General features: G+C 59.4%; 22 protein-coding genes. 7 read left to right on the plus strand and 15 right to left on the minus strand.

Translation table 11 applies throughout. The features are described from left to right. Positions 1–253: 253 nt before the first annotated feature. Positions 254–793: a DUF2058 domain-containing protein gene (locus A1WC_RS10025; protein ID WP_012967804.1), complete on the plus strand. Its 540-nt coding sequence runs from the start codon at positions 254–256 to the stop codon at positions 791–793. Positions 794–818: 25 nt separating this feature from the next. On the opposite strand, the gene A1WC_RS10020 is transcribed toward A1WC_RS10025, so the two are convergent. After that, positions 819–1,517, minus strand: a complete 699-nt coding sequence (locus A1WC_RS10020) for an RluA family pseudouridine synthase (protein WP_032691208.1) — start codon at positions 1,515–1,517, stop codon at positions 819–821. A gap of 190 nt (positions 1,518–1,707) precedes the next feature. On the opposite strand from A1WC_RS10020, the gene A1WC_RS10015 reads away from it, so the two are divergent. Further along, positions 1,708–2,190, plus strand: a complete 483-nt coding sequence (locus tag A1WC_RS10015; protein ID WP_012541308.1) for a cold-shock protein — start codon at positions 1,708–1,710, stop codon at positions 2,188–2,190. Between the two features lie 112 nt (positions 2,191–2,302). Next, positions 2,303–3,202: a LysR family transcriptional regulator gene (locus A1WC_RS10010; protein WP_008804348.1), complete on the plus strand. Its 900-nt coding sequence runs from the start codon at positions 2,303–2,305 to the stop codon at positions 3,200–3,202. Here the strand turns inward: A1WC_RS10010 and A1WC_RS10005 are convergent. The 3 genes from A1WC_RS10005 to A1WC_RS09995 all read right to left on the minus strand — a co-directional run bounded on the left by A1WC_RS10005 (position 3,177) and on the right by A1WC_RS09995 (position 6,531). Continuing rightward, positions 3,177–3,986: a substrate-binding domain-containing protein gene (locus A1WC_RS10005; RefSeq protein WP_008804347.1), complete on the minus strand. Its 810-nt coding sequence runs from the start codon at positions 3,984–3,986 to the stop codon at positions 3,177–3,179. The genes A1WC_RS10010 and A1WC_RS10005 overlap by 26 nt on opposite strands. A gap of 11 nt (positions 3,987–3,997) precedes the next feature. Further along, positions 3,998–5,293: an MFS transporter gene (locus A1WC_RS10000; RefSeq protein ID WP_032432118.1), complete on the minus strand. Its 1,296-nt coding sequence runs from the start codon at positions 5,291–5,293 to the stop codon at positions 3,998–4,000. A 305-nt stretch (positions 5,294–5,598) separates the two neighbouring features. Next, on the minus strand, positions 5,599–6,531 hold the full coding sequence (locus A1WC_RS09995) for a LysR family transcriptional regulator (protein ID WP_012541307.1): 933 nt from the start codon (positions 6,529–6,531) through the stop codon (positions 5,599–5,601). Positions 6,532–6,629: 98 nt separating this feature from the next. On the opposite strand from A1WC_RS09995, the gene A1WC_RS09990 reads away from it, so the two are divergent. Further along, positions 6,630–7,106, plus strand: coding sequence for a GNAT family N-acetyltransferase (locus A1WC_RS09990; RefSeq protein ID WP_012541306.1), 477 nt, complete (start codon positions 6,630–6,632; stop codon positions 7,104–7,106). A 49-nt stretch (positions 7,107–7,155) separates the two neighbouring features. On the opposite strand, the gene pckA is transcribed toward A1WC_RS09990, so the two are convergent. After that, entirely contained in the window at positions 7,156–8,799 is a 1,644-nt protein-coding gene (gene pckA / locus A1WC_RS09985) for a phosphoenolpyruvate carboxykinase (ATP) (protein ID WP_012967799.1), read from the minus strand. A gap of 283 nt (positions 8,800–9,082) precedes the next feature. Here pckA and A1WC_RS09980 point away from each other — a divergent pair, with 283 nt between their 5' ends. Further along, entirely contained in the window at positions 9,083–9,976 is an 894-nt protein-coding gene (locus tag A1WC_RS09980; RefSeq protein ID WP_008804342.1) for a LysR substrate-binding domain-containing protein, read from the plus strand. Between the two features lie 5 nt (positions 9,977–9,981). On the opposite strand, the gene A1WC_RS09975 is transcribed toward A1WC_RS09980, so the two are convergent. The 5 genes from A1WC_RS09975 to A1WC_RS09955 form a co-directional block, all read right to left on the minus strand. Beyond that, positions 9,982–10,701, minus strand: coding sequence for an ABC transporter ATP-binding protein (locus A1WC_RS09975; RefSeq protein WP_008804341.1), 720 nt, complete (start codon positions 10,699–10,701; stop codon positions 9,982–9,984). Continuing rightward, on the minus strand, positions 10,698–11,573 hold the full coding sequence (locus A1WC_RS09970) for an ABC transporter ATP-binding protein (RefSeq protein WP_008804340.1): 876 nt from the start codon (positions 11,571–11,573) through the stop codon (positions 10,698–10,700). Before A1WC_RS09970 ends, A1WC_RS09975 begins: the two co-directional genes overlap by 4 nt. Next, a complete protein-coding gene (gene livM, locus A1WC_RS09965; protein WP_016161354.1) occupies positions 11,570–12,856 on the minus strand; it encodes a high-affinity branched-chain amino acid ABC transporter permease LivM in 1,287 nt (428 codons plus the stop codon). Before livM ends, A1WC_RS09970 begins: the two co-directional genes overlap by 4 nt. Positions 12,857–12,865: 9 nt before the next feature. Next, the gene (locus tag A1WC_RS09960; protein WP_008804338.1) at positions 12,866–13,780 is read right to left on the minus strand and encodes an ABC transporter permease subunit; all 915 of its coding nucleotides are present in this window, start codon (positions 13,778–13,780) and stop codon (positions 12,866–12,868) included. 109 nt (positions 13,781–13,889) lie between these two features. Further along, entirely contained in the window at positions 13,890–14,948 is a 1,059-nt protein-coding gene (locus A1WC_RS09955) for a branched-chain amino acid ABC transporter substrate-binding protein (protein ID WP_162494489.1), read from the minus strand. A gap of 289 nt (positions 14,949–15,237) precedes the next feature. Between A1WC_RS09955 and A1WC_RS28000 the strand changes: the two genes are divergently transcribed. Further along, positions 15,238–15,384: a hypothetical protein gene (locus tag A1WC_RS28000; protein ID WP_004225356.1), complete on the plus strand. Its 147-nt coding sequence runs from the start codon at positions 15,238–15,240 to the stop codon at positions 15,382–15,384. A gap of 51 nt (positions 15,385–15,435) precedes the next feature. Here A1WC_RS28000 and pflB read toward each other — a convergent pair whose 3' ends face one another. The 5 genes from pflB to tdcA form a co-directional block, all read right to left on the minus strand. After that, a complete protein-coding gene (pflB, locus tag A1WC_RS09950) occupies positions 15,436–17,730 on the minus strand; it encodes a formate C-acetyltransferase (protein ID WP_016161356.1) in 2,295 nt (764 codons plus the stop codon). Positions 17,731–17,758: 28 nt separating this feature from the next. Further along, entirely contained in the window at positions 17,759–18,967 is a 1,209-nt protein-coding gene (gene tdcD, locus A1WC_RS09945; protein ID WP_016161357.1) for a propionate kinase, read from the minus strand. 27 nt (positions 18,968–18,994) lie between these two features. Then, complete coding sequence (tdcC, locus tag A1WC_RS09940) at positions 18,995–20,326, minus strand: threonine/serine transporter TdcC (protein ID WP_004200322.1); 1,332 nt, start codon at positions 20,324–20,326, stop codon at positions 18,995–18,997. A gap of 25 nt (positions 20,327–20,351) precedes the next feature. Next, positions 20,352–21,341: a bifunctional threonine ammonia-lyase/L-serine ammonia-lyase TdcB gene (gene tdcB / locus A1WC_RS09935; RefSeq protein ID WP_002910762.1), complete on the minus strand. Its 990-nt coding sequence runs from the start codon at positions 21,339–21,341 to the stop codon at positions 20,352–20,354. A 93-nt stretch (positions 21,342–21,434) separates the two neighbouring features. Next, positions 21,435–22,373: a transcriptional regulator TdcA gene (tdcA, locus tag A1WC_RS09930; protein ID WP_008804334.1), complete on the minus strand. Its 939-nt coding sequence runs from the start codon at positions 22,371–22,373 to the stop codon at positions 21,435–21,437. A gap of 176 nt (positions 22,374–22,549) precedes the next feature. Here tdcA and A1WC_RS28005 point away from each other — a divergent pair, with 176 nt between their 5' ends. Further along, positions 22,550–22,693 carry a hypothetical protein gene (locus A1WC_RS28005; RefSeq protein WP_165451769.1) on the plus strand — a complete coding sequence of 48 codons (144 nt, stop codon included), beginning with the start codon at positions 22,550–22,552 and terminating at the stop codon, positions 22,691–22,693. Positions 22,694–23,113: the final 420 nt, after the last annotated feature.

Below are 23,113 nucleotides of genomic sequence, written 5' to 3' on the forward strand. Positions count from 1 at the left end.
TATTAATAAAAATTGTACTACAATCAAGATCACAAAAAAGACAATCCATCACAAAAAAGGATCGTCGACATGCCAAAAATGGTGGCGACGATCCTTCGCCGGGGACGGGAAAGATGGGCCTGCGAGGCTGGGTTAACCCGGCTTCGGCGGGGGGCTGTCAGGCTAATCGGGGTAACGAACAGTGGGTAGTCTGGCGTCGTTTCGGCCAATGCAGGTATACTGGGCAGATGTTTCCTCAGTTTCAGACACGCAGATGACAAAACTCACCTTACAAGAGCAGATGCTCAAAGCCGGCCTGGTCAGCAGCAAAAAAATGGCTAAAGTCCAGAGGACGGCGAAAAAATCCCGCGTTCAGGCCCGTGAGGCCCGGGAAGCGGTGGAAGAAAATAAAAAAGCTCAACTGGAGCGCGATAAGCAGCTCAGCGAGCAGCAAAAGCAGGCGGTGCTGGCGAAAGAGTATAAAGCGCAGGTGAAGCAGCTGATCGAGATGAACCGCATTACGGTCGCCCGGGGCGATATCGGCTTTAACTTCACCGATAATAATCTGATCAAAAAAATCATGGTCGACAAGACCACCCAGACCCAGCTGATTAACGGCCGTCTGGCGATTGCCCGCCTGGCGGTGGATAACAAGCCCGAAGGTGAATACGCGATTATTCCGGCGGTGGTGGCCGAGAAAATCGCCCAGCGCGACGCCAGCAGCATCGTGTTGCACAGCGCCCTGAGTCAGGATGAGCAGGATGAAGACGATCCGTACGCCGACTTTAAGGTGCCCGACGATCTGATGTGGTAACCCCGGGCTTTCTCGCCGCGGGCGATCAGAACGGGCTCGCCTGCTGGATATGCATCGGCTCATGGCTGACGGGGTGGACAAAGCGCAGTTCGCTGGCGTGCAGCATCAGCCGCGGAGCCTGTTCCGTGCCGGGCAGCTCCCGGCCACCGTACAAATCGCAGCCAAGGATCGGATAGCCCAGCAGCTGGCAGTGGATGCGCAGCTGATGGGTGCGCCCGGTCTCCGGGGTAAGCGCCACCCGGGTTAACGCCAGCACCCTCTCCCCATCCCGTGACTGATACAGGCGGTCAATGACCCGATAGCGCGAACGCGCCGGTTTGCCGTGCCGGGCGCAGAGCGACATGCGCGGGAAACGGGCCGGATCTTTGGCGATTGCCGCCTCCACGATCCCCTCGTCTTCCGCCAGGTGGCCGCACAGCAGCGCCGTATAGACCTTTGCCACCGTGCGCTGGCTGAACTGCTGACACAGCAAGGCGTTAACGTCTTTGTTGCGGGCCACCACCATCAGACCGGAGGTACCGAAGTCCAGGCGGTGCACCAGGGTGCAGCCCGGAAAGCGCTGAACCAGCCGGTGATGCACGGAGTCAAGGTTGCGCGAATCTTTGCCCGACAGGCTCAGCAGCCCGGTGGGTTTATTGATCAACAGCAGGTGTTCGTCCTGATACAAGAGGGTGATCTGTTCGCGGCACGGCGGCGCGACAAAGGTATCGATAATGGTGGACATCAGGCGGCCCGAAGAAGGAGTGGCTGGCGATAGTACCCCATTTTGGCCGCCGGCACGATGCTGGCGCACAATCCGCCCTCGCGGCGGCGTCATTTATCACCCACACTTATCGCAAAGGCATGGCCTGCACAGGCAATGTGCTTTACACTGCGCGCTGCAAAATTTGTGTTAACCAACGAGTAATACGGTAATGGCGATGAACGGAACAATCACAACGTGGTTTAAAGATAAAGGTTTTGGATTTATCAAAGATGAAAACGGCGAAAATCGTTATTTTCACGTGATTAAGGTCGCCAATCCTGATCTTATCAAGAAAGACGCGGCGGTGACTTTCGAACCTACCACCAACAATAAAGGGCTGTCGGCCTACGCGGTGAAGGTCATTCCGGAGAGCAAATATATCTATATCGCCGGCGAGCGGCTGAAGCTGACCTCCATCAAATCCTATGTGGTGTACCATGAGGAGGAGCCGGTCGAGACCCGCGTCGATAAAGAAAACGCGGTGCTGTCGGTCGGGCTGCTGATGAACAGCATCCGGCCAAAATCCACAGTGCAGCCGGGAGAGATGCGTTCGGTGAAAAAGCTGGCGATCACCACCTTTCAGGGGACAACCCTGATCTTCTCGGAAGACGAAATCGATATCGATGCCACGGTAAAACTGCTTAAGGTGTAAGCCCCGGCGCGCGGTTTCCCGCGCGCCCGAAGACCTGCCCGATAGACTACCCGCCATCGCCCCTCGCCGGACGGGGCGATGGCGCCAGACAGCCGATAAGGATGCCGCCGCCATGCCCGTGAATTTTGACTTCAACGATCTCTACGCCTTTCGCGCCCTGATGGAATATGGCAGTTTCCGGCTGGCGGCCGAATCCATCTGCCTGTCGCAGTCGGCCCTTAGCCGACGCATCGAAAAGCTGGAGACGGCGCTGGGCAACCGGCTGTTCGAACGTACCACCCGGCGGGTGACCCTCACGCTGTATGGGCAAAATTTTGCCGAACGTTCGGAGCAACTGCTGGCCCATGTCGAGACGGTGCTGGCGGATATCAGCCAGGTCAGCAAGGCGCGCACCGGGCTGGTGACGGTGGCGACGGTGCCCTCCGCCGCCTACTACTTTATGCCGGAAATCATCCGCAGCTTTCAGGCGCGTTATCCCCAGGTGCGCATCCGGTTGATTGACAGCAGCGTCGGGAATGTGATTGAGGCCGTCAGCAGCGGACAGGCTGACTTTGGCCTCTGTTTTGCCAAAAACCTGCCAGCCAGTCTCGAATTCACCCCACTGGCCGACGACCGCTATGTGGCCGCCTGTCGGTACGATCATCCGCTGGCGCGCAAGACGCACCTCAGCTGGCAGGCGTATTTTGAACAGGATTATATTGGCCTGGATCGGGTCTCGGGCAACCGGACGCTGCTCGACCGGGAGCTGGCGCATCTGACGCCGGCGCGGCCAAGTATCTGCGAAACCCGCCACGTCACCACGATGCTGGGGATGGTGGAAGCGGGCATCGGCATTGCCGCCGTGCCCGCGATGTCGATGCCCGCCGGGGAGCATTCCGTTCTCCGCGCTGTGCCGCTCACTGACCCGGTGGTCACGCGCACGGTAGGCCTGATCCGCCTCAGCGGCCGTATTCAGTCCTACGTGGCGGCAGAGCTGGAGAAGCTGATTATTGAACAGTATCCTTCTGGCTGACCGGCGTGGTGGCGGCCACGCTTCGCATGCCGGTGGCGTGGATGGTCTCCTGCGCCGCCGGTGAGGCCAGATACGCCAGCAGCGCCTTGCCTTCCTGCGGGTGGTCGGCGCTGATAGTCACCGCCCCGGCAAAGCGGGTGATGTACTGCAGGTTATCCGGCAGTTCGCCAACGAAGGTCACGCCGGGTACCGGCAGCAGTTCGCTCACCTGCTGAAAACCGATCGCATACCGTCCCTTCGCCACTTCCGAGGCTACCGGAATGCGCTCCACCATCTGCGCTTTGCTCTGCATCGCGTCATCAATGCCCAGGGTGTGGAACAGCGTCGAGCTAACATAGCGTCCGCTGGCGCTGTCGGAGTACGCGACCGACGGCGCCGCCAGCAGCGTCGCCCGCAGCTGGTCTGCGCTATGGATAGCCGGCAGCGGCGCCCCCGCCTTCACCACCACGCCGATCGGCGAGTCGGCCAGCTCCCGACGCGAACCCGGTTGCGTACGGCCCGCTTTTTCGAGGCTGGTTAGCGCATCCCCGACCATAATCACCACGTCCGCGTGTTCGCCCCGCGCCAGGCGGTTAGGGATCGCCTGCGGCGTTTTCCCCATCGACGGGCCGGGGATCACCACGAGGTGGTTGCCGGTTTGTTTTTCCCACGCCGGGGCCAGCTTTTCCAGCGCCGCTTTGAAGCCGCCGGAGATCATCACGGTGACCTCTGCGGCCAGCGCGCTGCCGCCGGTGGCGGCCAGCAGCAGCGTGGCCAGCAGTGTTCCTGTCGTTTTACGCATCATCTTCTCCCTGATTAACGTGCCGTCTGCAGCGCAACGGCGCTACGGCGATAGAGGTAGCAAGTGGCCAGCAGGCCGCAGATGGCGGCAAAGCTCATCCAGTAGCCGGGAGACGCTTTATCACCGGTATACTCGATCAGCGCCGTGGAAATCACCGGCGTGAAGCCGCCAAATACCGCGGTCGCCAGGCTGTAAGCCAGCGAGAAACCTGCCACGCGCACTTCGGCGGGCATAATTTCGGTCAGCGCCGGGATCATCGCCCCGTTGTACATGCCGTAGATAAACGACAGCCACAGCAGCACGCTCAGCATCATCAAAAAGCTCGGCGCGTTCGCCAGCAGGGTCAGTGCAGGCCAGGCGGTAGCCAGCGCCAGCAGGGTCATGGCAATCAGCACCGGCCGGCGGCCAAAGCGGTCAGACAGCGCCCCGCCCACCGGCAGCCAGAAGAAGTTGGAAATCGCCACCAGCAGCGTAACCAGCAGGCTGTCAGAGGCGCTGAGCATCAGCACCTTTTTACCAAAGGTCGGCGCATAGACGGTGATCAAGTAGAACGCGGTGGTGGTCATCGCCACCATCATCATCCCGGCGATAACCACCTGCCAGTTCGCCAGCAGCGTGGCGAACACCTGGCGCATCGCCAGATGATGGCGGCGGGCGGTAAACTCCTGGGTCTCCTCCAGCTTACGGCGCAGGATGAAAATGAACGGAACGATCAGGCAGCCGAAGACGAACGGAATGCGCCAGCCCCAGTCGCTGATGGCGCTCTGCTCCAGCACCGCGTTGAGGGCAAAGCCCATCGCGGCCGCCACCATGATGGCAACCTGCTGACTGCCCGACTGCCAGCTGGTGTAAAAGCCTTTGCGGCCCGGCGTGGCGATCTCGGCCAGATAGACCGACACCCCGCCCAGCTCGGCGCCAGCGGAAAAGCCCTGCAGCAGACGGCCGATCAGCACCAGCAGCGGCGCCCACAGGCCAATGGTCTGGTAAGAGGGGATCAGCACGATCAGGAAGGTGCCGGTGGCCATGATCGACAGGGTGACGATCAGTCCCTTGCGCCGCCCCACCTTGTCGATGTAGGCGCCAAGCACGATAGCGCCGATGGGGCGCATCAAAAAGCCGGCGCCAAAGACCGCGAAGGTCATCATCAGCGAGGCGAATTCACTGCTCGCCGGAAAAAAGGTATGTGCGATGTAGGTGGCATAAAACCCGAACAGGAAAAAGTCGAACTGTTCGAGAAAGTTACCGGACGTGACGCGCAGGATGGCGCCGATCCGGTCACGGGTACTCATCAGTGAGGTTGTCGAATGCATGCAGGTCTCCAGTTTGTTATCCACGCGTTGTCGCGCGCCTGTTGCTGAAGACTGAAACAGAACCGGGAACGAAATAAGCGTAATAAACGCATCCATTAATGCATTTTACGCATGAATAACATTTAACTAATTAACATTACTTTTGCATACAATCATTTAACACATCCCGTGCTAACCACGCCGCGGGTGACGGCGCAAAAGTCAGTTTTCCGTTTTGTGACCGAGGCCAGGGTACGTCGCCGCGGGTTGACGGCATAAAAACCCTGGCCTGAGGTGAGGATACACGCTGCCGGCCGCAAAGCGCGTCAGGAAGCGGAAGCGGCGGACTCCCCCACCAGCGTCTGCAACAGAGCGATCAGCCAGCGGGTAGCCTCGCGTTTCCCGCTGCGTTGGTGGGCGTAAATCTTGACGTCAAACGGCGGAACCGGAAACGGCAGCGGGAAAATGGTCAGCCGGGCGGCGCGGGCCATCGTCTCCGCCGCTCGCCGGGGCAGCGCCATCAACAGGTCGCTCTGCTCAATAATGAAGGGCGCGCTCAGCATCGAGGGGGTTTTCATCGCCACCTGCCGCGAATAGCCCTGCCGCTCCAGCTCACAGTCCAGCACCCCCTGCTGCTCATTCCACGGGGTCACCACCAGATGACGGGCCGCAAGGTAGGCGTCCAGGGTCAGCGCCGTCCGGTCGGCCTGGCTGATGACCACATATTCGTCCCGCAGCCAGTTAATCTCCTCAAGATCGGGATGGGCTGGCTCGTCAGGGGTATTGAACCCGAGGGCCAGGTCGACCTCGCCCGCCAGCAGCTCGGTCAGCGCCGGGCTGTGGGGCAGATAACGGAGTTCAAACCGCAGCCCGGGCGCCTCACGCTGCAGGTGGTGCATCAGCGTCGGAAAGACGCAGAACGCGGTGAAATCGGTGATCGCAATCTGCATGCAGTCGGTGCTGGCGGCCGGCACAAACGCCGCCGGCGGCGTCAGCTCCTGGTTGAGAAACTTCAGCGCCGAAGCAATAGAGGGCGCCAGCTGGCTGGCATAGACGCTGGGACACATCCGGTGGCCTTCGCGATAGAACAGCGGATCGTTGAGGGCGCTGCGCAGCCGGGAAAGCGCATGGCTCAGCGCCGAGGTGCTCATTGCCAGCTCTTCCGCCGCCAGGCGCACCGAGCGGGAGCGATAGACCGCGTCAAAGACTGGCAGCAGGTTGAGGTCAATCCGGCGCAGGACAGGATGCATAATATTCATCGTTTGCTGATTTCATTGCACTTAATTCTTTTCACAATACCGCTTATCCTCAGGGTCAGCAATTTTGCTCTCTTTTGACTATTGATACAGGACGCCCCATGAGCATCACGATCCGCCAGGCCACCCCGGACGACGCCACCGCTATTTACGACATGATTTATGAACTCGCGGTCTACGAGAAAGCCCCTGAAGAGGTGGTGACGACGGCAGAGGAGATCAGAGAGACGCTGTTTGCCAGCGGCAGCAAAACCGAAGCGCTGATCTGCGAGGTGGCGGGCAAAGCGGTGGGCTACGCGGTGTTCTTCACCAGCTATTCCACCTGGCTTGGACGCAATGGTATCTATATGGAGGATCTGTACGTCACCCCCGACTTTCGCGGGATAGGCGCCGGAAAAGCGCTGCTGAAAACCATCGCGCAATATGCTGTACAGCGTCAGTGCGGGCGTCTGGAGTGGAGCGTGCTCGACTGGAACCAGCCGGCGATTGATTTCTATCTGAGCATTGGCGCGCAGCCGCAGGATGAGTGGGTGCGTTATCGACTCACGGGCGATGCGCTGCGGGCCTTTGCGGAGTAAAGCGGCTCGCCAGCAGGTCGGCGCCTAGCGTCGACCTGCTGGCCGCGGATCAGGCTTCGACCGCGCTATTCTGCAGCTGCGGACCGGCCAGCGCCAGACGCGCGCCCGCTTCGGTATCGCTGTACTGCTTAAAGTTATCCATAAACAGCTGAGCCAGGCTCTCGGCCTTCTCTTGCCACTTATCCGCTGAGCTCCAGCCATTACGCGGATCCAGCACCGCGCTGTCTACCCCTGGAATGCTCTGCGGGATCGCAAGACCGAACACCGGGATGGTCTCATCGCGCAGCGGGCCGGTAGTGCCGTTGAGGATCGCGCTAATGATGCTGCGGGTATCGCGCAGCGACAGGCGTTTGCCCTCGCCGTTCCAGCCGGTGTTGACCAGCCAGGCTTCCGCACCGGATTCCGCCATCTTCGCCGCCAGGACGCTGGCGTACTGGGTTGGGTGAAGCAGCAGGAACGCCGCGCCATAGCAGGCGGAGAAGGTCGGCGTCGGCTGGGTAATGCCGCGCTCGGTACCCGCCAGCTTCGAGGTGAAACCCGACAGGAAATGGTACTGCATCTGCTCGGTGGTCAGACGGGAGACCGGCGGCAGGACGCCAAACGCATCGGCGGCAAGGAAAATCACCTTCGACGGATGGCCCGCGCGGGACACCGGCTTGACGATATTGTCGATATGCGACAGCGGATAGGAGACGCGGGTGTTTTCGGTTTTGCTGCCGTCGGCATAATCCACGCTACCGTCGGCGCGCACCACCACGTTTTCCAGCAGCGCATTGCGGCGGATGGCGCCATAAATCTCCGGCTCCGCCTGCGGGTCGAGATTGATGGTCTTGGCGTAGCAGCCGCCTTCAAAGTTAAACACGCCGTCATCGTCCCAGCCGTGCTCGTCATCGCCAATCAGCTGACGATGCGGATCGGTCGACAGGGTGGTTTTACCGGTACCGGAGAGGCCGAAGAACAGCGCCACATCCCCTGCTTCGCCACGGTTGGCCGAGCAGTGCATCGACGCGATGCCTTTCTGCGGCAGCAGGTAGTTCATGACCGAGAACAGCCCTTTCTTCATTTCGCCGCCGTACCAGGTGCCGCCGATGAGCTGAATACGCTCGCTGAGATTAAAGGCGACGAAGTTCTCGGAGTTCATCCCCTGCGCCTGCCAGTTGGCATTGGTGCAGCCCGCGCCGTTGAGCACCACGAAGTCTGGCGTAAAGCTGGCCAGCTCGTCGGCGCTCGGCACGATAAACATGTTTTTGACAAAGTGGGCCTGCCACGCCACCTCGGTGACGAAGCGTACGCCAAGACGGGTGTCCGGGCTGGCGCCGCACCAGGCGTCGATGACGTACAGTTTTTTGCCGCTCAGCTGGCCCGCGACCAGGCTTTTCAGGCTGCGCCACACGTCTGGCGATAACGGTTTGTTGTCATTGCGGCCGAGGCCTGAGTCTGCCCACCAGACGGTATCACGCGTCTGTTCGTCGCGGACGATGTATTTATCGCGCGGTGAACGGCCGGTGAAGATCCCGGTATCAACAGCCACAGCGCCAGAGTCGGTCATCACGCCGCGGGCCGCGCCGGTCAGTTCAGGAGCGGTTTCATGTGCAATAAGCAAATCGTAATCAGGGTTGTAAAAGAATTCGCCGCTTGCATTAATCCCCAGCTCCTGCAGAGCCATTTTAACTGATTCAATTTGTTGTGACATGGAACTCCTGACAAACTATTTAAGGTAAGAGGCCTGGGTTATTCATTGCTTTCGTCATCGTCGCCGGCGATTTAATAAGATAAGTCCTGGACAATAAAATAAAGCAATAAATAACCGTGAGTCGCGATTTCATATCGTGCTCATGTAGGGTCGCCGATATGCATTCATAAATCTCAACTTTCCAAAAAATGTTAACACCTGTCGATAATTATGTTAATTGCATAGTTTCTATGCGCTATGCTAAAATTGCATAGCCTTTATTGCGTTTTTGAGGACTGGATCGGTGTTGGCAAATCTGGAAGTAAAATGGCTGTATGATGTGATTGCCCTTGAGGAGTCGCGCAGCTTTACCCTGGCGGCTAAAGCCCGCAACATCTCTCAGTCCTCGTTCAGTCGACGCATCCAGTCGCTGGAGGCCTCCCTCGGATTCAGCATCTTCGATCGTAGCGCCAACCCCCTGCAATTGACCAACCGCGGGAAAATTTTTGTCGGCTATGCGCGAAATATGCTCGATGACATGGATTTTCAGATCAGTCGTATTAAGGGTTTAAATAACACGACCCAGAAAATAAGAATCGACGCGGCCCCTTCGCTGTCGGTGTTATTACTGCCGGAAATCATCGCCGGTTACACCGACCGTAAAAATAAGACTTTTCATGTTGAATCGATTAACGTCAACGACGCCGTATTTAACCTGAAAGAGGGAAAAAGCGATTTTATCCTCTCCTTCTATAATGAAGAATTAATGAACTATCCGTTTATTAATCATAAAATTTTTGATTCTTACCTGCACCTGGTCTCCCCCTGCGACGAACATGGCCGCCCGCTGTTTCATTTACATCGCGGCGTGCTGCCGCTGATGAAATACGCCAACGACAGCTATATGGGGCGCCAGGTGAACCAGGTGATCGACCGTACGCCGGAGATCACCTTCTCCCTTACGTTTGTCTCTTCCATGAGCGAGTTGCTCAAGCGCATGATCCTCAATGGCGACGGCGTGGGCTGGCTGCCGCAATACTCTATTCAGCGCGAGCTGGACGAAGGCCGACTGACGATCCTCGATGACCGCCTGTCGCTGCCGATCGGCGCCTGGCTCTACCGCTCCGGCTCGCGGCTTAACCAGGCCGCCGAACGTTTCTGGCAGCACATTAAAACCCGTAACGAACCGCGGGAATAACCCCCTCAGCCGCTGATCCCCAGATATGCCTTACGCACCTCCGGGTCGTTGAGCAGCGCCTGGCCGCTGCCGCTCAGGCGGATCTGGCCGTTCACCATCACATAGGCGCGGTCCGACAGGTTAAGGGCATGGCGGGCATTCTGCTCCACCAGAAACAGCGTCATCCCCTGGGCCGTCAGCTCGCGCAGGATCTGAAAAATCTGCTTCACCACCAGCGGCGCCAGCCCCAGGCTTGGCTCATCCAGCAGCAGCAGGCGCGGTCGGCTCATCAGCGCCCGGGCGATGGCCAGCATCTGCTGCTCGCCGCCGGAGAGGGTCATCGCCCGCTGTCCCCGCCGTTCTTCCAGCCGGGGGAACAGCTGATACATCCGCGCCTTGTCTTCGGCCTGATAGCGGTTGCCAATGGCAATGGTCCCCATCAGCAGGTTCTCCTCGACGGTCATATCGGGAAAGATGCGCCGCCCTTCCGGGGCCTGGGCGATGCCGTTGCTGGCGATAAAGTGGGTCGATTTCCGGCTGATCGCCTCCCCGCGATAGAAAATCTCCCCGCCGGCAATGCGCGGCTGGCCGAAGACCGACATCAGCAGCGTTGATTTACCGGCGCCGTTGGCGCCGATCAGCGCCACCGTCTCTCCCTCGTTGACGGTGAGGGAGACCTGCTTCAGGGCCTGGATCGGCCCGTAGAAGACATCCACCTCATTAAAGGCAAGCAATGGCTGGCTCATCGGCGCGTCTCCTCTTCCTCAGCGCCAAGATAGGCGGCAATCACGCTGGCGTTAGCCTGGATCGCCTGCGGCACGCCGCGGGCGATGACGTCCCCGTGATCGAGGACGATGATATGATCCGAAATCTCCATCACCATCCCCATATCATGCTCGATCAGTAGCACCGTGATGCCGTGCTGCTGGCGCAGAAAGCGAATAATCCGGCTCAGCGCCTGGGTTTCCACCGGGTTGAGGCCGGCGGCCGGCTCGTCCAGACAGATCATCTCCGGGCGGGTACACATGGCGCGGGCGATCTCCAGCCGCCGCTGCTGTCCATAGGAGAGGGTCCCCGCCAGACGGTTGGCGCAGTCCACCATCTCCACCACCTCCAGCCAGTAAAAAGCGCGATCCAGCGCCTGACTCTCCGCCTGCCGATACCCACGAGTATTGAGGATCCCGGCCAGCAGATGGCGGTTAACCTGGGTATGCTGGGCCACCAGCAGGTTCTCAATCACCGACATCTCGCGGAATAAACGTATATTCTGGAAGGTGCGCGCCAGGCCAGCGCGGTTCACCAGATGGGTGCCACCGAACATCTTGTAATAGATCCGCCGCCCCAGCTGCGCCGGGTGGAGAAAATCGTCCGGGTGAAGCTTCTGCCCCAGCACCTGAATGACATCGGTAACCTTTTCCCGCGCCCGCAGCACGATGCTCCCCCCCGTCGCCCGGTAAAAACCGGTCAGGCAGTTAAACACCGTGGTCTTGCCCGCGCCGTTGGGGCCGATCAGGGCGGTGATCGACCCCCGCTCCACCTCCAGATTGACATCATTCAGCGCTTTGATGCCGCCGAAATGCATCATCAGATGCTCAACGCGTAAGATGCTGTCGGTCATGGCGCGACTCCTTTTCGCAACGCAACCCCGCTGCGGCTGGTGCGCACCAGGCCGCGCGGCCGCCAGATCATCATCACCACCATCAGCACGCCGAACAGCAGCACCCGATATTCGTCAAAACCGCGCAGCAGCTCCGGGGTGACCGTCAGGACAAACGCCGCCAGCACCACTCCCAGGGTGGAGCCCATTCCCCCGAGCACCACAATCGCCAGGATCAGCGCCGACTCAAAAAAGGTGAACGACGTCGGGTTAACAAACCCCTGATAGCTGGCGAAGAACACCCCGGCGATGCCGGCGGTCGACGCGCCGAGCATAAACGCCGAGAGCTTCACCAGCACGTGGTTGAGCCCCATCGCCCGACAGGCGATCTCATCCTCGCGCAGCGCCTCCCAGGCGCGGCCGATGGGCATCCGCGTCAGACGATGTTTCACCAGCAGCACCAGCATCACCACCAGGCACAGCACGGCGTAGAGAAAGATGAATTTCAGGTTGGGGTTGTAGCTGACGTGGAAAAACTCATGGATGGGGATGCCGCCATCCCTGGCCCGGCGGGTAAACTCGAGGCCAAACAGCGTGGGCGACGGCACCGGTACGCCGTTGGGCCCCCCGGTGAAGCTCACCCAGTTGTTAAGCACCAGGCGAATGATTTCGCCAAAGCCGAGGGTGACGATGGCCAGGTAGTCGCCATGCATGCGCAGCACCGGAAAGCCCAGCAACGCCCCGGCGAGGGCCGCCATCACCGCCCCCAGCGGCAGCATCGCCCAGAAGCCGAGGCCCAGGTACTGGTAGCCCAGCGCCAGGCCGTAGGCGCCGATGGCGTAGAACGCCACATAGCCCAGATCGAGCAGGCCCGCGAGGCCCACCACAATGTTCAGCCCCAGGCCGAGCAGAACGTAGATCAGGCCGAGGATCGCCACGGTCAGCAGGTATTTGCTGGCGAGAAATGGAAAGGCAATGGCCAGGACCGCCAGCAGCGGCATTATCCAGCGCAGCCGCGAGCGGTATCCCGGCGGCCGGACGTACACCCCGTCATCCGCCCCCTCAAAGCGGGCAATAAAGGCTTTTCCCCGACGGCTCTGCAGCAGCAGGCTGAGCGCCAGCCTGCCGGCCATCACCACCGCCACGAGGATCGCCACCCGCCCGGGCGCGAGGGTAAAACCATACCCTTTGAGCACCACGCCGACGATCGGGCCAAAGACAATTAACGCGCAAAGACCGGCCAGCACGCTGTCGATCAGCGCGCTTTTGATATCCCGCGCAGGCTGGCGCGTAAATTCACCCATAAAGCCTCCTTAGACCTTGGCCACCAGCGGACGTCCCAGCAGCCCCTGCGGGCGAAAAATCAGGATCGCCACCAGCAGCGCAAAGGAAAAGACATCTTTGTAATCCGAATTCACCAGCCCGGCGAACTGGGCTTCGGCCACCCCGAGCAGCAGTCCGCCTAGCATCGCGCCAGGCAGCGAGCCGATCCCGCCCAGCACCGCGGCGGTGAAGGCTTTGATGCCGATAATAAATCCGATATAGAAGTCGAAGGTGCCGTAGTTCATGGTCACCAGCACGCCGGCCAGACCGGCCATCGCCGCGCCGATGACAAACACCAGGGAGATCACCCGGTCGGTATTGATGCCAAGGATCGCCGCCATACGCCGGTCCTGCTGGGTAGCGCGACAGATGCGCCCCAGCCGGGTGTACTGGATAATCCAGGTCAGGGTCAGCATCCCCACCAGCGCCGCGACGAGAATAAACACCTTGGTCCAGGTGATCTGCACCACCCCATCGCCCACCGTCATGCGCAGCGCGCCGCTGAGCAGCGTCGGGATCCCCTGCTGGTTCGGCCCCTGGCTCAGCTGGACATAGTTCTGCAGGATCAGCGACATCCCGATAGCCGAGATCAGCGGCGCCAGTCGCGTCGAGTTGCGCAGCGGCCGGTAGGCGATGCGCTCGATCGCCCAGCCGTATACGCCAGTGACCACGATGGTGAACACCAGGGTGGCGAAAATCAGCAGCGGAAAGGAGTGGATCCCGAAGAAAGAGAGCAGCGCCAGGCCGATGGCGCACAGATAGGCGGAGACCATATACACCTCGCCGTGGGCGAAGTTGATCATGCCGATGATCCCATACACCATGGTGTAGCCGATGGCGATTAAGCCGTACACTGCGCCCAGCGTCAGCCCATTGATCAGTTGTTGCAGAAAAAACGCCGTCATAGCCCCTCCAGCCGCCAGGCAGACGGCCGCCGGGTTCCGTTCCCGGTCGACCGCCGTGATGTGACGATTCGCAAGTCAAAAGGACAGAGCGTCCTCAGGTCGTGGCCGATCAGAGCTGATGATATTTGCCCTTGTCGTCCCACTGATAGACCACGTAGTCGGACACCTTGAGGTCGCCTTTGCCATCCCAGGCTTTCTTGCCCATCACCGTATCGACGTCGTGGCTCTTCAGCCAGTCGCTGGCTTTGGCGTTATCGGTACCCACGGCGTTCCAGGCCGCGGCAATGGCCTGAATGGAGGCGTAGGCGTAGAGGGTATAGCCTTCTGGTTCAAAGCCGCTGGCGCGGAACTTCTCGATCACCGCTTTGCCTTCCGGGAGGGTGCGCGGGTCCTGACCAAAGGTCATCAGCACGCCGTTGGTGAACTGCGGCCCGCCGGCGGCCGTCACCAGCTCCTCGGTGACGATACAGTCGCCGGAGAAGAATTTAGCCTGCACCCCCTGCTCGCGCATCTGACGCACCAGCGGGCCCGCTTCCGGATGACAGCCGCCAAAGTAGACCACGTCCGGCTTGAGGGCGCCGATCTTGGTCACCAGGGCGTTAAAGTCTTTTTCACCGCGGGAGAGGCCTTCGTACAACACTTCTTTGGTGCCCCGCTTCGCCAGCGCCGCGCGGGTGGCATCGGCCAGCCCCTGACCATAGGTGTCTTTATCGTGGATGACGGCAATTTTCTTCGCCTTCAGCACATCCAGCATATAGTTGGCGGCAATCGCCCCCTGCTGATCGTCACGACCACACATGCGGAAAAGATCCTTCATGCCGCGCTCGGTGATCTGCGGGTTGGTCGAGCCGGGGGTAATGGTCAGGATCCCGGCTTCGTCATATACCTCGGAGGCCGGCATCGTTGAGGAAGAGCAAAAGTGCCCCACCACGGCGGAGACTTTCGCTTCGTCCACCAGCCGGTTGGCCACCGCCACCGCCTGCTTCGGTTCGCACGCGTCATCCCCCTGCACCAGCACAATCTTTTCGCCTTTGATGCCACCGGCGGCATTGATATCGGCCACCGCCTGTGAAGCCCCCTTCCAGTACTGGGCGCCGTAGGTGGCGTTGGGTCCGGTAAAGGGCCCGGCGACGCCGATCTTCACGTCTGCCTGGGCGTAAAAGGCCATGCTCATACAACCTGCTATCACAACATGAAGCGTCATTGTTTTCAGTTTCAAAGACATTCGGATATTCCTCAGCGATGTAAAGCCTGGCGTCATGGAATGACGCAGAAAATATCACTTACCGTGTGGTGCCGACGTTGGCGCAGCGCCAGGACGGCCAGGGTGGAAGAAGCAAAAATCCCGCCAGGTAGAGAGGTCGCGCCGGAGCGCGGACGCCCCGGTCAGTGCGCACGCGACGGCAACCCGTGCCGCATCCGGCAAGGGCGCATTCCCTTTCAGGTCAGGAGATCGGTTGCCATCACGTGGCGAGCCGGACAACGCGGTATCCGTACCGGCCCGTGAGCTAAACATAGATGCAGTTAGCGGTCGCTGCGCGCCAGCGTGGTGCAAAAATGCGAATATGATCAACAGTGGTGATTATTTTGTTGCGGTAATGTGAAGATGATAACAGGAGAGCCCGTTAAAGGCTCTCCTGTGGCCTGGCGGCCGCTCAGAGTTGACTGGTGAACGTTCGGGAGATCACATCCTGCTGCTGCTCGCGGGTCAGCGCGTTAAAGCGGACCGCATAGCCGGAGACGCGGATCGTCAGATTCGGATACTGCTCCGGGTGTTCTATCGCATCGAGCAGCTTTTCCCGGTTCAGCACATTGACGTTAAGATGCTGTCCCCCCTCCACCGTCTCCTCGTGGTGGAAGTAGCCGTCCAGCAGCCCCACCAGGTTGTTTTCCTGCGCCGACGGGGCTTTGCCGAGAGCCGCCGGCACGATGGAGAAGGTATACGAGATGCCATCTTTGGCGTAGGTAAACGGCAGTTTCGCCACCGAGGTCAGCGACGCCACCGCCCCTTTGCGGTCGCGGCCATGCATCGGATTGGCCCCCGGGGCGAACGGCGTCCCCGCCCGACGTCCGTCCGGCGTATTGCCGGTTTTCTGTCCGTATACCACGTTGGAGGTGATGGTCAGGATCGACTGGGTCGGCACCGCCTGGCGCCAGGTGGGGAGCGCCTGAATTTTGCGCATAAAGCGCTCCACCAGGTCGCAGGCGATGGCATCGACCCGATCGTCGTTGTTGCCGTACTGCGGATAATCGCCCTCAATGACAAAGTCCACCGCCAGCCCGTGGTGATCGCGCACCGGCTTCACCCGGGCGTACTTTATCGCCGACAGCGAATCCGCCGCCACCGACAGGCCGGCGATGCCGCAGGCCATCGTGCGGTAAACGTCGCGGTCGTGCAGGGCCATCAGCGCCGCCTCGTAGCTGTACTTATCATGCATACAATGGATGATGTTCAGCGCGCTGATGTACTGCACCGCCAGCCAGTCCATAAAGTGGTCGAGGCTGGCCATCACGGTGTCATAGTCCAGCACCTCATCACGCAGAGGGTCGGTTTTCGGCCCCACCTGGATCTTCAGTTTCTCATCCACCCCGCCGTTAATCGCGTAGAGCAGCGTTTTGGCGAGATTGGCGCGGGCGCCGAAGAACTGCATCTGCTTGCCGATCACCATCGGGCTGACGCAGCAGGCGATGGCGTAGTCGTCGCTGTGAAAATCGCTGCGCATCAGATCGTCGTTCTCATACTGCAGCGACGAGGTGGCGATAGAGACCCGGGCGGCATATTTTTTAAACGCCACCGGCAGCGCCTGCGACCAGAGCACGGTCAGGTTCGGCTCCGGCGCCGGCCCCATGGTGTGCAGGGTATGCAGGTAACGGAAGGTGGTTTTACTGACCAGGGTGCGGCCATCCAGCCCCATACCGCCCAGCACCTCCGTCGCCCAGATGGGATCCCCGGAGAACAGCGTGTCAAATTCCGGGGTGCGCAGGAAACGCACCATGCGGATCTTCATGATGAAGTGGTCAATGAGCTCCTGGGCCTGCTGTTCATTGAGCCGACCCGCCCGCAGATCGCGTTCGATATAGATGTCGAGGAAGGTGGCCGTGCGCCCCAGCGACATGGCGCCGCCGTTCTGCGACTTCACCGCCGCCAGGTAGGCGAAGTACAGCCACTGCACCGCCTCCCGGGCAGTGCGCGCCGGGTGGGCGATATCGCAGCCGTAGCGGGCCGCCATCTCCTGCATCTGCTGCAGCGCGCGCCGCTGTTCGGCCAGCTCTTCGCGCAGGCGCAGGGTGGCCTCCAGCGCCTCGCCGCGCTCAAGGGCTGGCTGCAGGTCGGCAAACTGCAGCTCACGTTCGCGAATCAGATAGCGGATGCCGTACAGCGCCACGCGGCGGTAATCGCCGATGATCCGTCCGCGGCCATAGCCGTCCGGCAGCCCGGTCAGCACCCCCGACTTGCGACAGCGCAGCATATCCGGGGAATAGACGTCAAATACCCCCTGATTGTGGGTCTTGCGCAGCGCCGTAAACTGATACTCAAAGGCGGGATCCATTTCGCGGCCATAGGCCTCGAAGGCGCTTTTGATCATATTGATGCCGCCAAAAGGATGCAGGGCGCGCTTCAGCGGCTGGTCCGTTTGCAGGCCGACGATCTTTTCCAGCGGCTGGTTGATATAGCCCGCCGCGTGGGCGGTGATGGAGGTGGCGACATTGGTGTCGAAATCCACCGGCGCATGGGTGGCGTTCTCGACGCGGATCCCGGCCATCACCTGCTCCCAGAGGGCGGTGGTCGCTGGCGTCGCGTCGGCGAGGAAAGACTCATCGCCCTCGTAAGGGGTGTAGTTATGCTGAATAAAATCGCGGACGTCGATCTGCGTTTGCCACGCCGTACCGCGAAAGCCCTGCCAGGCGTCGGCGTATTGTGCGTCGTGGGTGTCGATATCTACTTTCATGAACATCGTCTCTCTACAGAATAAAAAGTCAGGCCAGCGCCGCCGCCGTGTGGATCCGACCTAAGCGGATCGCATCGAGGGCAATCATGCGCTCTTCATTGGTAGGAATAACCGCGCAGCGCACCCGGCTGACGTCGGCGGAGATCAGGCGCTCGCCGGCCGAATTCGGCTGCTGGTTGCGGGCGACGTCCATCTCAAGGCCAAAGACCGCCAGCCGCTCGCTCACCAGCCGACGGATCAGCACCGAGTTCTCGCCAATCCCGCCGGTGAAAATAATGCCGTCGAGACGCTGCAGCGCGGCGGCGTGACCGGCAATATGACGGGCGATGCGATGGACAAAGGTTTTAATCGCCAGGCGGGCGCGGGCATGACCCTCATGCCACGCCTGCTCCAGCACCCGCAGGTCGGAGGAAAGGCCGGAGATCCCCAGCAGACCGGAGGCGGTGTTGGCCACCCGCTCCAGGTCGCTGAGGGTCTGCCGGGTTTCCCCGGCAATCCACGCCATGGCGCCGAAGTCGACATCGCCGCTGCGGGTGCCCATCATCAGCCCCTCCAGCGGCGTCATCCCCATCGAGGTGTCCACGCTGCGGCCGTTGCGCACCGCGCAGATCGAGGCGCCATTGCCCAGGTGGGCGATCACCAGGCCGCTCTCCTGCTCCGGCAACCCGAGCAGCGCCAGGGCGCGCCGGGACACATAGCGGTGCGAGGTACCGTGGAAACCGTAGCGGCGTACCCCGAGGTTCTGGTAATACTCCCACGGCAGACCATAGAGAAAGGCTTCCGGGGCCAGGGTCTGGTGAAAGCTGGTATCAAAGACCGCCACCTGCATCACTTGCGGGAACAGCCGCTGCGCCGAGGCGATGCCGCTGAGGCTGGCGTAGTTATGCAGCGGGGCCAGGGATGATACCTGGCGAATGTTATTGATAACCTCCTCGCTAATAATGACCGACTCGGTGAAGAGGTCGCCGCCGTGGGCGACGCGGTGGCCAATCAGGGCCACGCTGTCGATAAGGTCGCGTTGGGCTAATGCTCCGGCAATCGCCTGCAGGGCGCCTTCATAGCCGCGCGGCGCCAGCGCCACCGGCTCGCCGCCGTTGAGCGAGAGAAACGCCCGTTCCGCGTTGATGCCCTCGGCCACGCCGTTCAGCAGGCAGTCGCAGCTGGCGGCGTCCAGTACGGAAAATTTGATCGACGACGAGCCGCAGTTGATCACCAGTACTACCGGAAATTCAGTCATGTTGTACTCCGCGTGGCCTGAGCCGGATTAGAACAGTTTGTAAACGATGTTGAGGATGGTCAGCAGACCAATGGCGGTCACAAAGAGGTTATCGAGACGGCCACGGTATTTGGCCAGCGAAGGCGCTTTACGAATGGCGTACATCGGCAGCAGGCACAGCAGCGAGGCGATAATCGGCGCGCCCATGGCCTCAATCAGGTCGAGGATATTGGGGTTGGCATACGCCACCACCCAGGTCGAGCCCATGATGAACACCATGCTCAGGGTATTGAGCTTGCCGCTGGAGACCCGGGTTTTATCCCCTTTATAGCCGAAGCGCAGGATCAGACCGTTCAGCCCCTCGAGGGTGCCGAGATAGTGGCCGAAGAACGATTTGAAGATGGCCACCAGGGCGATGATCGACGCGCCATACTCCAGCAGGGTGGCAAACGTGGATTTGGTGCCCGACATCGAGGCAAAGTGGTTCGCCAGATAGGAGAGCACCGGGATATTTTGCGCCTTGGCGTCCGCCATGTTCTGCGGCGAGAGGGTAAACAGGCAGCTGAAGGCGAAGAACATCACCACCGCCACCATCAGCATGCTGGCCCGGGAGATGATCTGTGAGCATTTGCGTTCGGTATACTCCCGGCCAAACTGCGCTTCATACTCTTCGCGTTTGGAGACCACAAATGAGGAGACGATCGGCGAGAAGTTAAAGGAGAACACCATGATGGAGATGCCCAGCCATACCGTCACCAGAATGCCGTCGTGACCGGTTAAGGCGATATCGCTGAGGTTGACCTGGTCAATCACCGCGCTATTCCAGTAAGGGATCAGGGACAGGGAGATCACCACCAGGCTGGCGATAAACGGCCACACCAGATAGCTCATCACCTTGACCATCAGGTCTTTACCAAACCAGATGACAAACGCCATCAGCAGCAGCAGGAGCAGCGCCACCACCCCGCGGTTGAGGGCCGGCATCTGCAGCTGGTTCTCCCAGAAGGTCATAAAGGTATTGGTGATCGTGACGCCATAAATCCACAGCAGCGGGCAAATGGCGAAGAAGTACAGAAAGGTGATCACCACCCCGCCGGTTTTGCCAAAATGCTCTTCCACCGTTTCGGTGATATTGCCGGAGGGGTTAGCCCCCGACAGGCATAGCCGGGCCAGCGCCCGATGGCAATAAAAGGCGATGGGATAGGCCAGCACCAGCATCACCAGGATCGGGATCAGCCCGCCGAAGCCAGCGCGAATAGGGAAAAACAGCACCCCGGCGCCGATAGCGGTGCCAAACAGGCCCAGGGTCCAGGTGGTGTCAGATTTACGCCAGGACGAAAGGCTTGTCTGGCTGGATGCAATGCTCTCAGTCGTACTCATATCCTGTCCTCACTTATGTATTGAATTAAGCGTCAACAAAACCCGTAATTTGCGATACCCGCGAGAGATCGATATTGCCCCCGGAAATCAGGCTGACCGTTTTGCGGTTCTGGATATAGCTGTCTAGTTTGCCGCTTAATAACGCGGCGCAGGCCAACGCCCCGGCCCCTTCGGTGATCACTTTATTGCGCTGAATTAAGGCGACCATGCTCTGGCGAATGTCGTCCTCACTGACCAGGACGATGTCATCCACCAGCTGGCGGGCGATTTCATAAGTCAGTTTCCCTGGCCGGGCGACATCGCAACCATCGGCTAAGGTGCCGGCGTGGCGATGGCTGGTGATCTCCCCGGCATACCAGGAGGCGGCCATCCCGTGAACATTTTCTGACTGCACGCCAATAATGCGGATCGTCGGGTTAATGGATTTAATCGCAATCGCGATGCCGGCAATTAATCCCCCGCCGCCAATCGGCACGATGACATTATCCACGTCATACAGATCTTCTAATATTTCGAGACCAATCGTTCCCTGCCCGGCAATAACCTGCGGGTCGTCATAGGGGGGAATAAAAATACGGCCCTCAAGTTCAACAATATCGCTGGCTTTGGCGAGGGTATCGTTAAAGTTATCGCCATGCAGGACTACCTCTGCCGAATAATCGCAGGTGGCGGCGACTTTTGATTTCGGCGCCCCTTTCGGCATCACCACTTTCCCGTCAATGCCGAGCATGGCGCAGGAGAGCGAGACGCCCTGGGCGTGGTTGCCCGCCGAACAGGCCACCACCCCTTTGCGTTTTTCCGCCGCGGTTAAACCGCAGAGCTTATTAAACGCGCCGCGAATTTTAAATGAGCCCGTGCGCTGCATATTTTCGAATTTAAGGAATATTTCCCCCTGGCAGCGTTCGCTAAAATAATTCGAGCGGGGCATGCCCGTTTTATATATTTTTCCCGCCAGGCGTTGCTTCGCCTCGAGAATATCGTCAATGGATACCGGAAGATCGTAGGTAATATGCATGATGGCCTCTGTATCTTAATATAAAGTCAATGACCGGGCGTCATCCTGCTGATAACAGCGAGGACGTGTGTTGGGTTATTTAATCAATATCAGTCAGGCAATTTCTATTGGCTGCCAGTGGCGGTTTCCCTGCCCCGAAGAGTACTGTTTCGCCATCTCCACCAGCGACGCCGCCGCGGTTTTAAGCCGGTAATTCTTCGACCATACCGCCGCATAGCGCGCCACCGGCAAGGCCTCTTTAATGGGGATGGTGACAAACTGGCTCGAGCCGAACGGCGTGGTCATGTCGCAGGGGATCACCGTCAGAAAATCGGCATTGAGTACCAGGTTATAGATCGTCACCACCGAATCGGTATTGACGATATTTTCGCGGCGGATGCCGCTGCGCTGCAGGGTGGCCAGCAGTTCGCTGTAATAGCCCATATTGGTCTCCGGCAGCACCCACTGCTCATGCTGGAGCGAGGCCAGACGGACGGTGCCATTGCCGATCCGCGCCCGGTTCGCCACCAGCACAAACTCAGACTCAAACAGCGGCTCGACGTGCAGGTCCTGCAGTTTCATCTCATCGCTCAGCGTCCCGATGGCGAAGTCGAGACGCCCGTCGCGGATCGCCGGTAAAAAAGCGGAGAGCTGCGCTTCATACATTGAGACCCGCGCCTTCGGGAAGGTCATTTTAAACTGATGCACCATCTCCGACATAAAGGTAAACCCGACCAGCGAAGGGAAACCAAAGGAGACATCCACCACCGCGCTGTTGGTCAGAGCATTCATTTCATTGACCATATTTTTCATTTCACGGGTGATCGCTTCTGACCAGTTGAGAAATACCTGCCCGGCCTCGGTGAGCGAGACGCCGGTATTTCGCCGGACGATTAATTCGCTGCCAAAATAACTTTCCATGTCACCAATGATTTTACTGACCGCCGGCTGAGTGAGTCCTAACGCTTTTGCTCCGGCCCCGATTGACCCACTGCGGATCACTTCCTGGAAAACCACCAGATGCTGTGTTTTAGGCAGAGAAAAAGTATTCATCGCGTCTCACTTTCATTCCTTTGTTGACGGCGGAAAGTGTAACAAATCGCGATCACCGGGTTATGTGAGAGCTCTCACAAAGGCTCCGCCGCGGCGGATGAGCAGGCGTCACAAGTCAGAATAAATAAATTAAAATCAATACATTACAAGCAACATGAACGCTATTTGCACGTCTTTTGCCGTGGCCGAATGCGGGGATAAAAATAATTGATGGCAATAACATCGACGGCAAAATGGCGATAAAAAATACGCCTTTTGCACGCTATTTGACCAACATTGCCAGGGTGAGAAGAAAGCCGAAAATTAAATTAATGCTATAAAGAATAAAAAGCAGACGTAATCAACGCCCTTATTTAGCGACAAGTCGGTTTGGCATCACATTTTATCTGCAGCGAGCGGGAAAAGGGCACAGGCAATATTTACATCAAAGAAACATTATATTCACAATCTGGTTTTTCTTGTGCGGCGGACGGTGCGGCTTTTTCCGCCCTATCGCAGGCGGTCATACTTTGATTAAAATCAACCCTGGTAATTTATCTTTTACGGTGGCCGCTTGAGAGTCATTTGTGTTGCCGATCACAAATCCATAAAACAACCTTCCGGCTTTTCTTCCGCCGCAACTGATTAACCAGCTTTTCACTATGCAAATGCAAATAACGTATTTGCCCTCCCCGCAGGCGCTCTGTAGTTTGAGCCAGGATCCCGGCGCCACTTTATCCGGGTCAGGACTTTATTATTCA

It is taken from the genome of Klebsiella sp. KTE92, from assembly GCF_000398905.1.
Taxonomy (GTDB): domain Bacteria; phylum Pseudomonadota; class Gammaproteobacteria; order Enterobacterales; family Enterobacteriaceae; genus Klebsiella; species Klebsiella variicola.

Bases quoted from the DNA above. Each gene is read 5' to 3' on its own strand.
- A1WC_RS10025 (WP_012967804.1), top strand. From the start codon at position 254: ATGACAAAACTCACCTTACAAGAGCAGATGCTCAAAGCCGGCCTGGTC.
- A1WC_RS10020 (WP_032691208.1), bottom strand. From the start codon at position 1,517: ATGTCCACCATTATCGATACCTTTGTCGCGCCGCCGTGCCGCGAACAG.
- A1WC_RS10015 (WP_012541308.1), top strand. From the start codon at position 1,708: ATGGCGATGAACGGAACAATCACAACGTGGTTTAAAGATAAAGGTTTT.
- A1WC_RS10010 (WP_008804348.1), top strand. From the start codon at position 2,303: ATGCCCGTGAATTTTGACTTCAACGATCTCTACGCCTTTCGCGCCCTG.
- A1WC_RS10005 (WP_008804347.1), bottom strand. From the start codon at position 3,986: ATGATGCGTAAAACGACAGGAACACTGCTGGCCACGCTGCTGCTGGCC.
- A1WC_RS10000 (WP_032432118.1), bottom strand. From the start codon at position 5,293: ATGCATTCGACAACCTCACTGATGAGTACCCGTGACCGGATCGGCGCC.
- A1WC_RS09995 (WP_012541307.1), bottom strand. From the start codon at position 6,531: ATGAATATTATGCATCCTGTCCTGCGCCGGATTGACCTCAACCTGCTG.
- A1WC_RS09990 (WP_012541306.1), top strand. From the start codon at position 6,630: ATGAGCATCACGATCCGCCAGGCCACCCCGGACGACGCCACCGCTATT.
- pckA (WP_012967799.1), bottom strand. From the start codon at position 8,799: ATGTCACAACAAATTGAATCAGTTAAAATGGCTCTGCAGGAGCTGGGG.
- A1WC_RS09975 (WP_008804341.1), bottom strand. From the start codon at position 10,701: ATGAGCCAGCCATTGCTTGCCTTTAATGAGGTGGATGTCTTCTACGGG.
- A1WC_RS09970 (WP_008804340.1), bottom strand. From the start codon at position 11,573: ATGACCGACAGCATCTTACGCGTTGAGCATCTGATGATGCATTTCGGC.
- livM (WP_016161354.1), bottom strand. From the start codon at position 12,856: ATGGGTGAATTTACGCGCCAGCCTGCGCGGGATATCAAAAGCGCGCTG.
- A1WC_RS09960 (WP_008804338.1), bottom strand. From the start codon at position 13,780: ATGACGGCGTTTTTTCTGCAACAACTGATCAATGGGCTGACGCTGGGC.
- A1WC_RS09955 (WP_162494489.1), bottom strand. From the start codon at position 14,948: ATGGCCTTTTACGCCCAGGCAGACGTGAAGATCGGCGTCGCCGGGCCC.
- pflB (WP_016161356.1), bottom strand. From the start codon at position 17,730: ATGAAAGTAGATATCGACACCCACGACGCACAATACGCCGACGCCTGG.
- tdcD (WP_016161357.1), bottom strand. From the start codon at position 18,967: ATGACTGAATTTCCGGTAGTACTGGTGATCAACTGCGGCTCGTCGTCG.
- tdcC (WP_004200322.1), bottom strand. From the start codon at position 20,326: ATGAGTACGACTGAGAGCATTGCATCCAGCCAGACAAGCCTTTCGTCC.
- tdcB (WP_002910762.1), bottom strand. From the start codon at position 21,341: ATGCATATTACCTACGATCTTCCGGTATCCATTGACGATATTCTCGAG.
- tdcA (WP_008804334.1), bottom strand. From the start codon at position 22,373: ATGAATACTTTTTCTCTGCCTAAAACACAGCATCTGGTGGTTTTCCAG.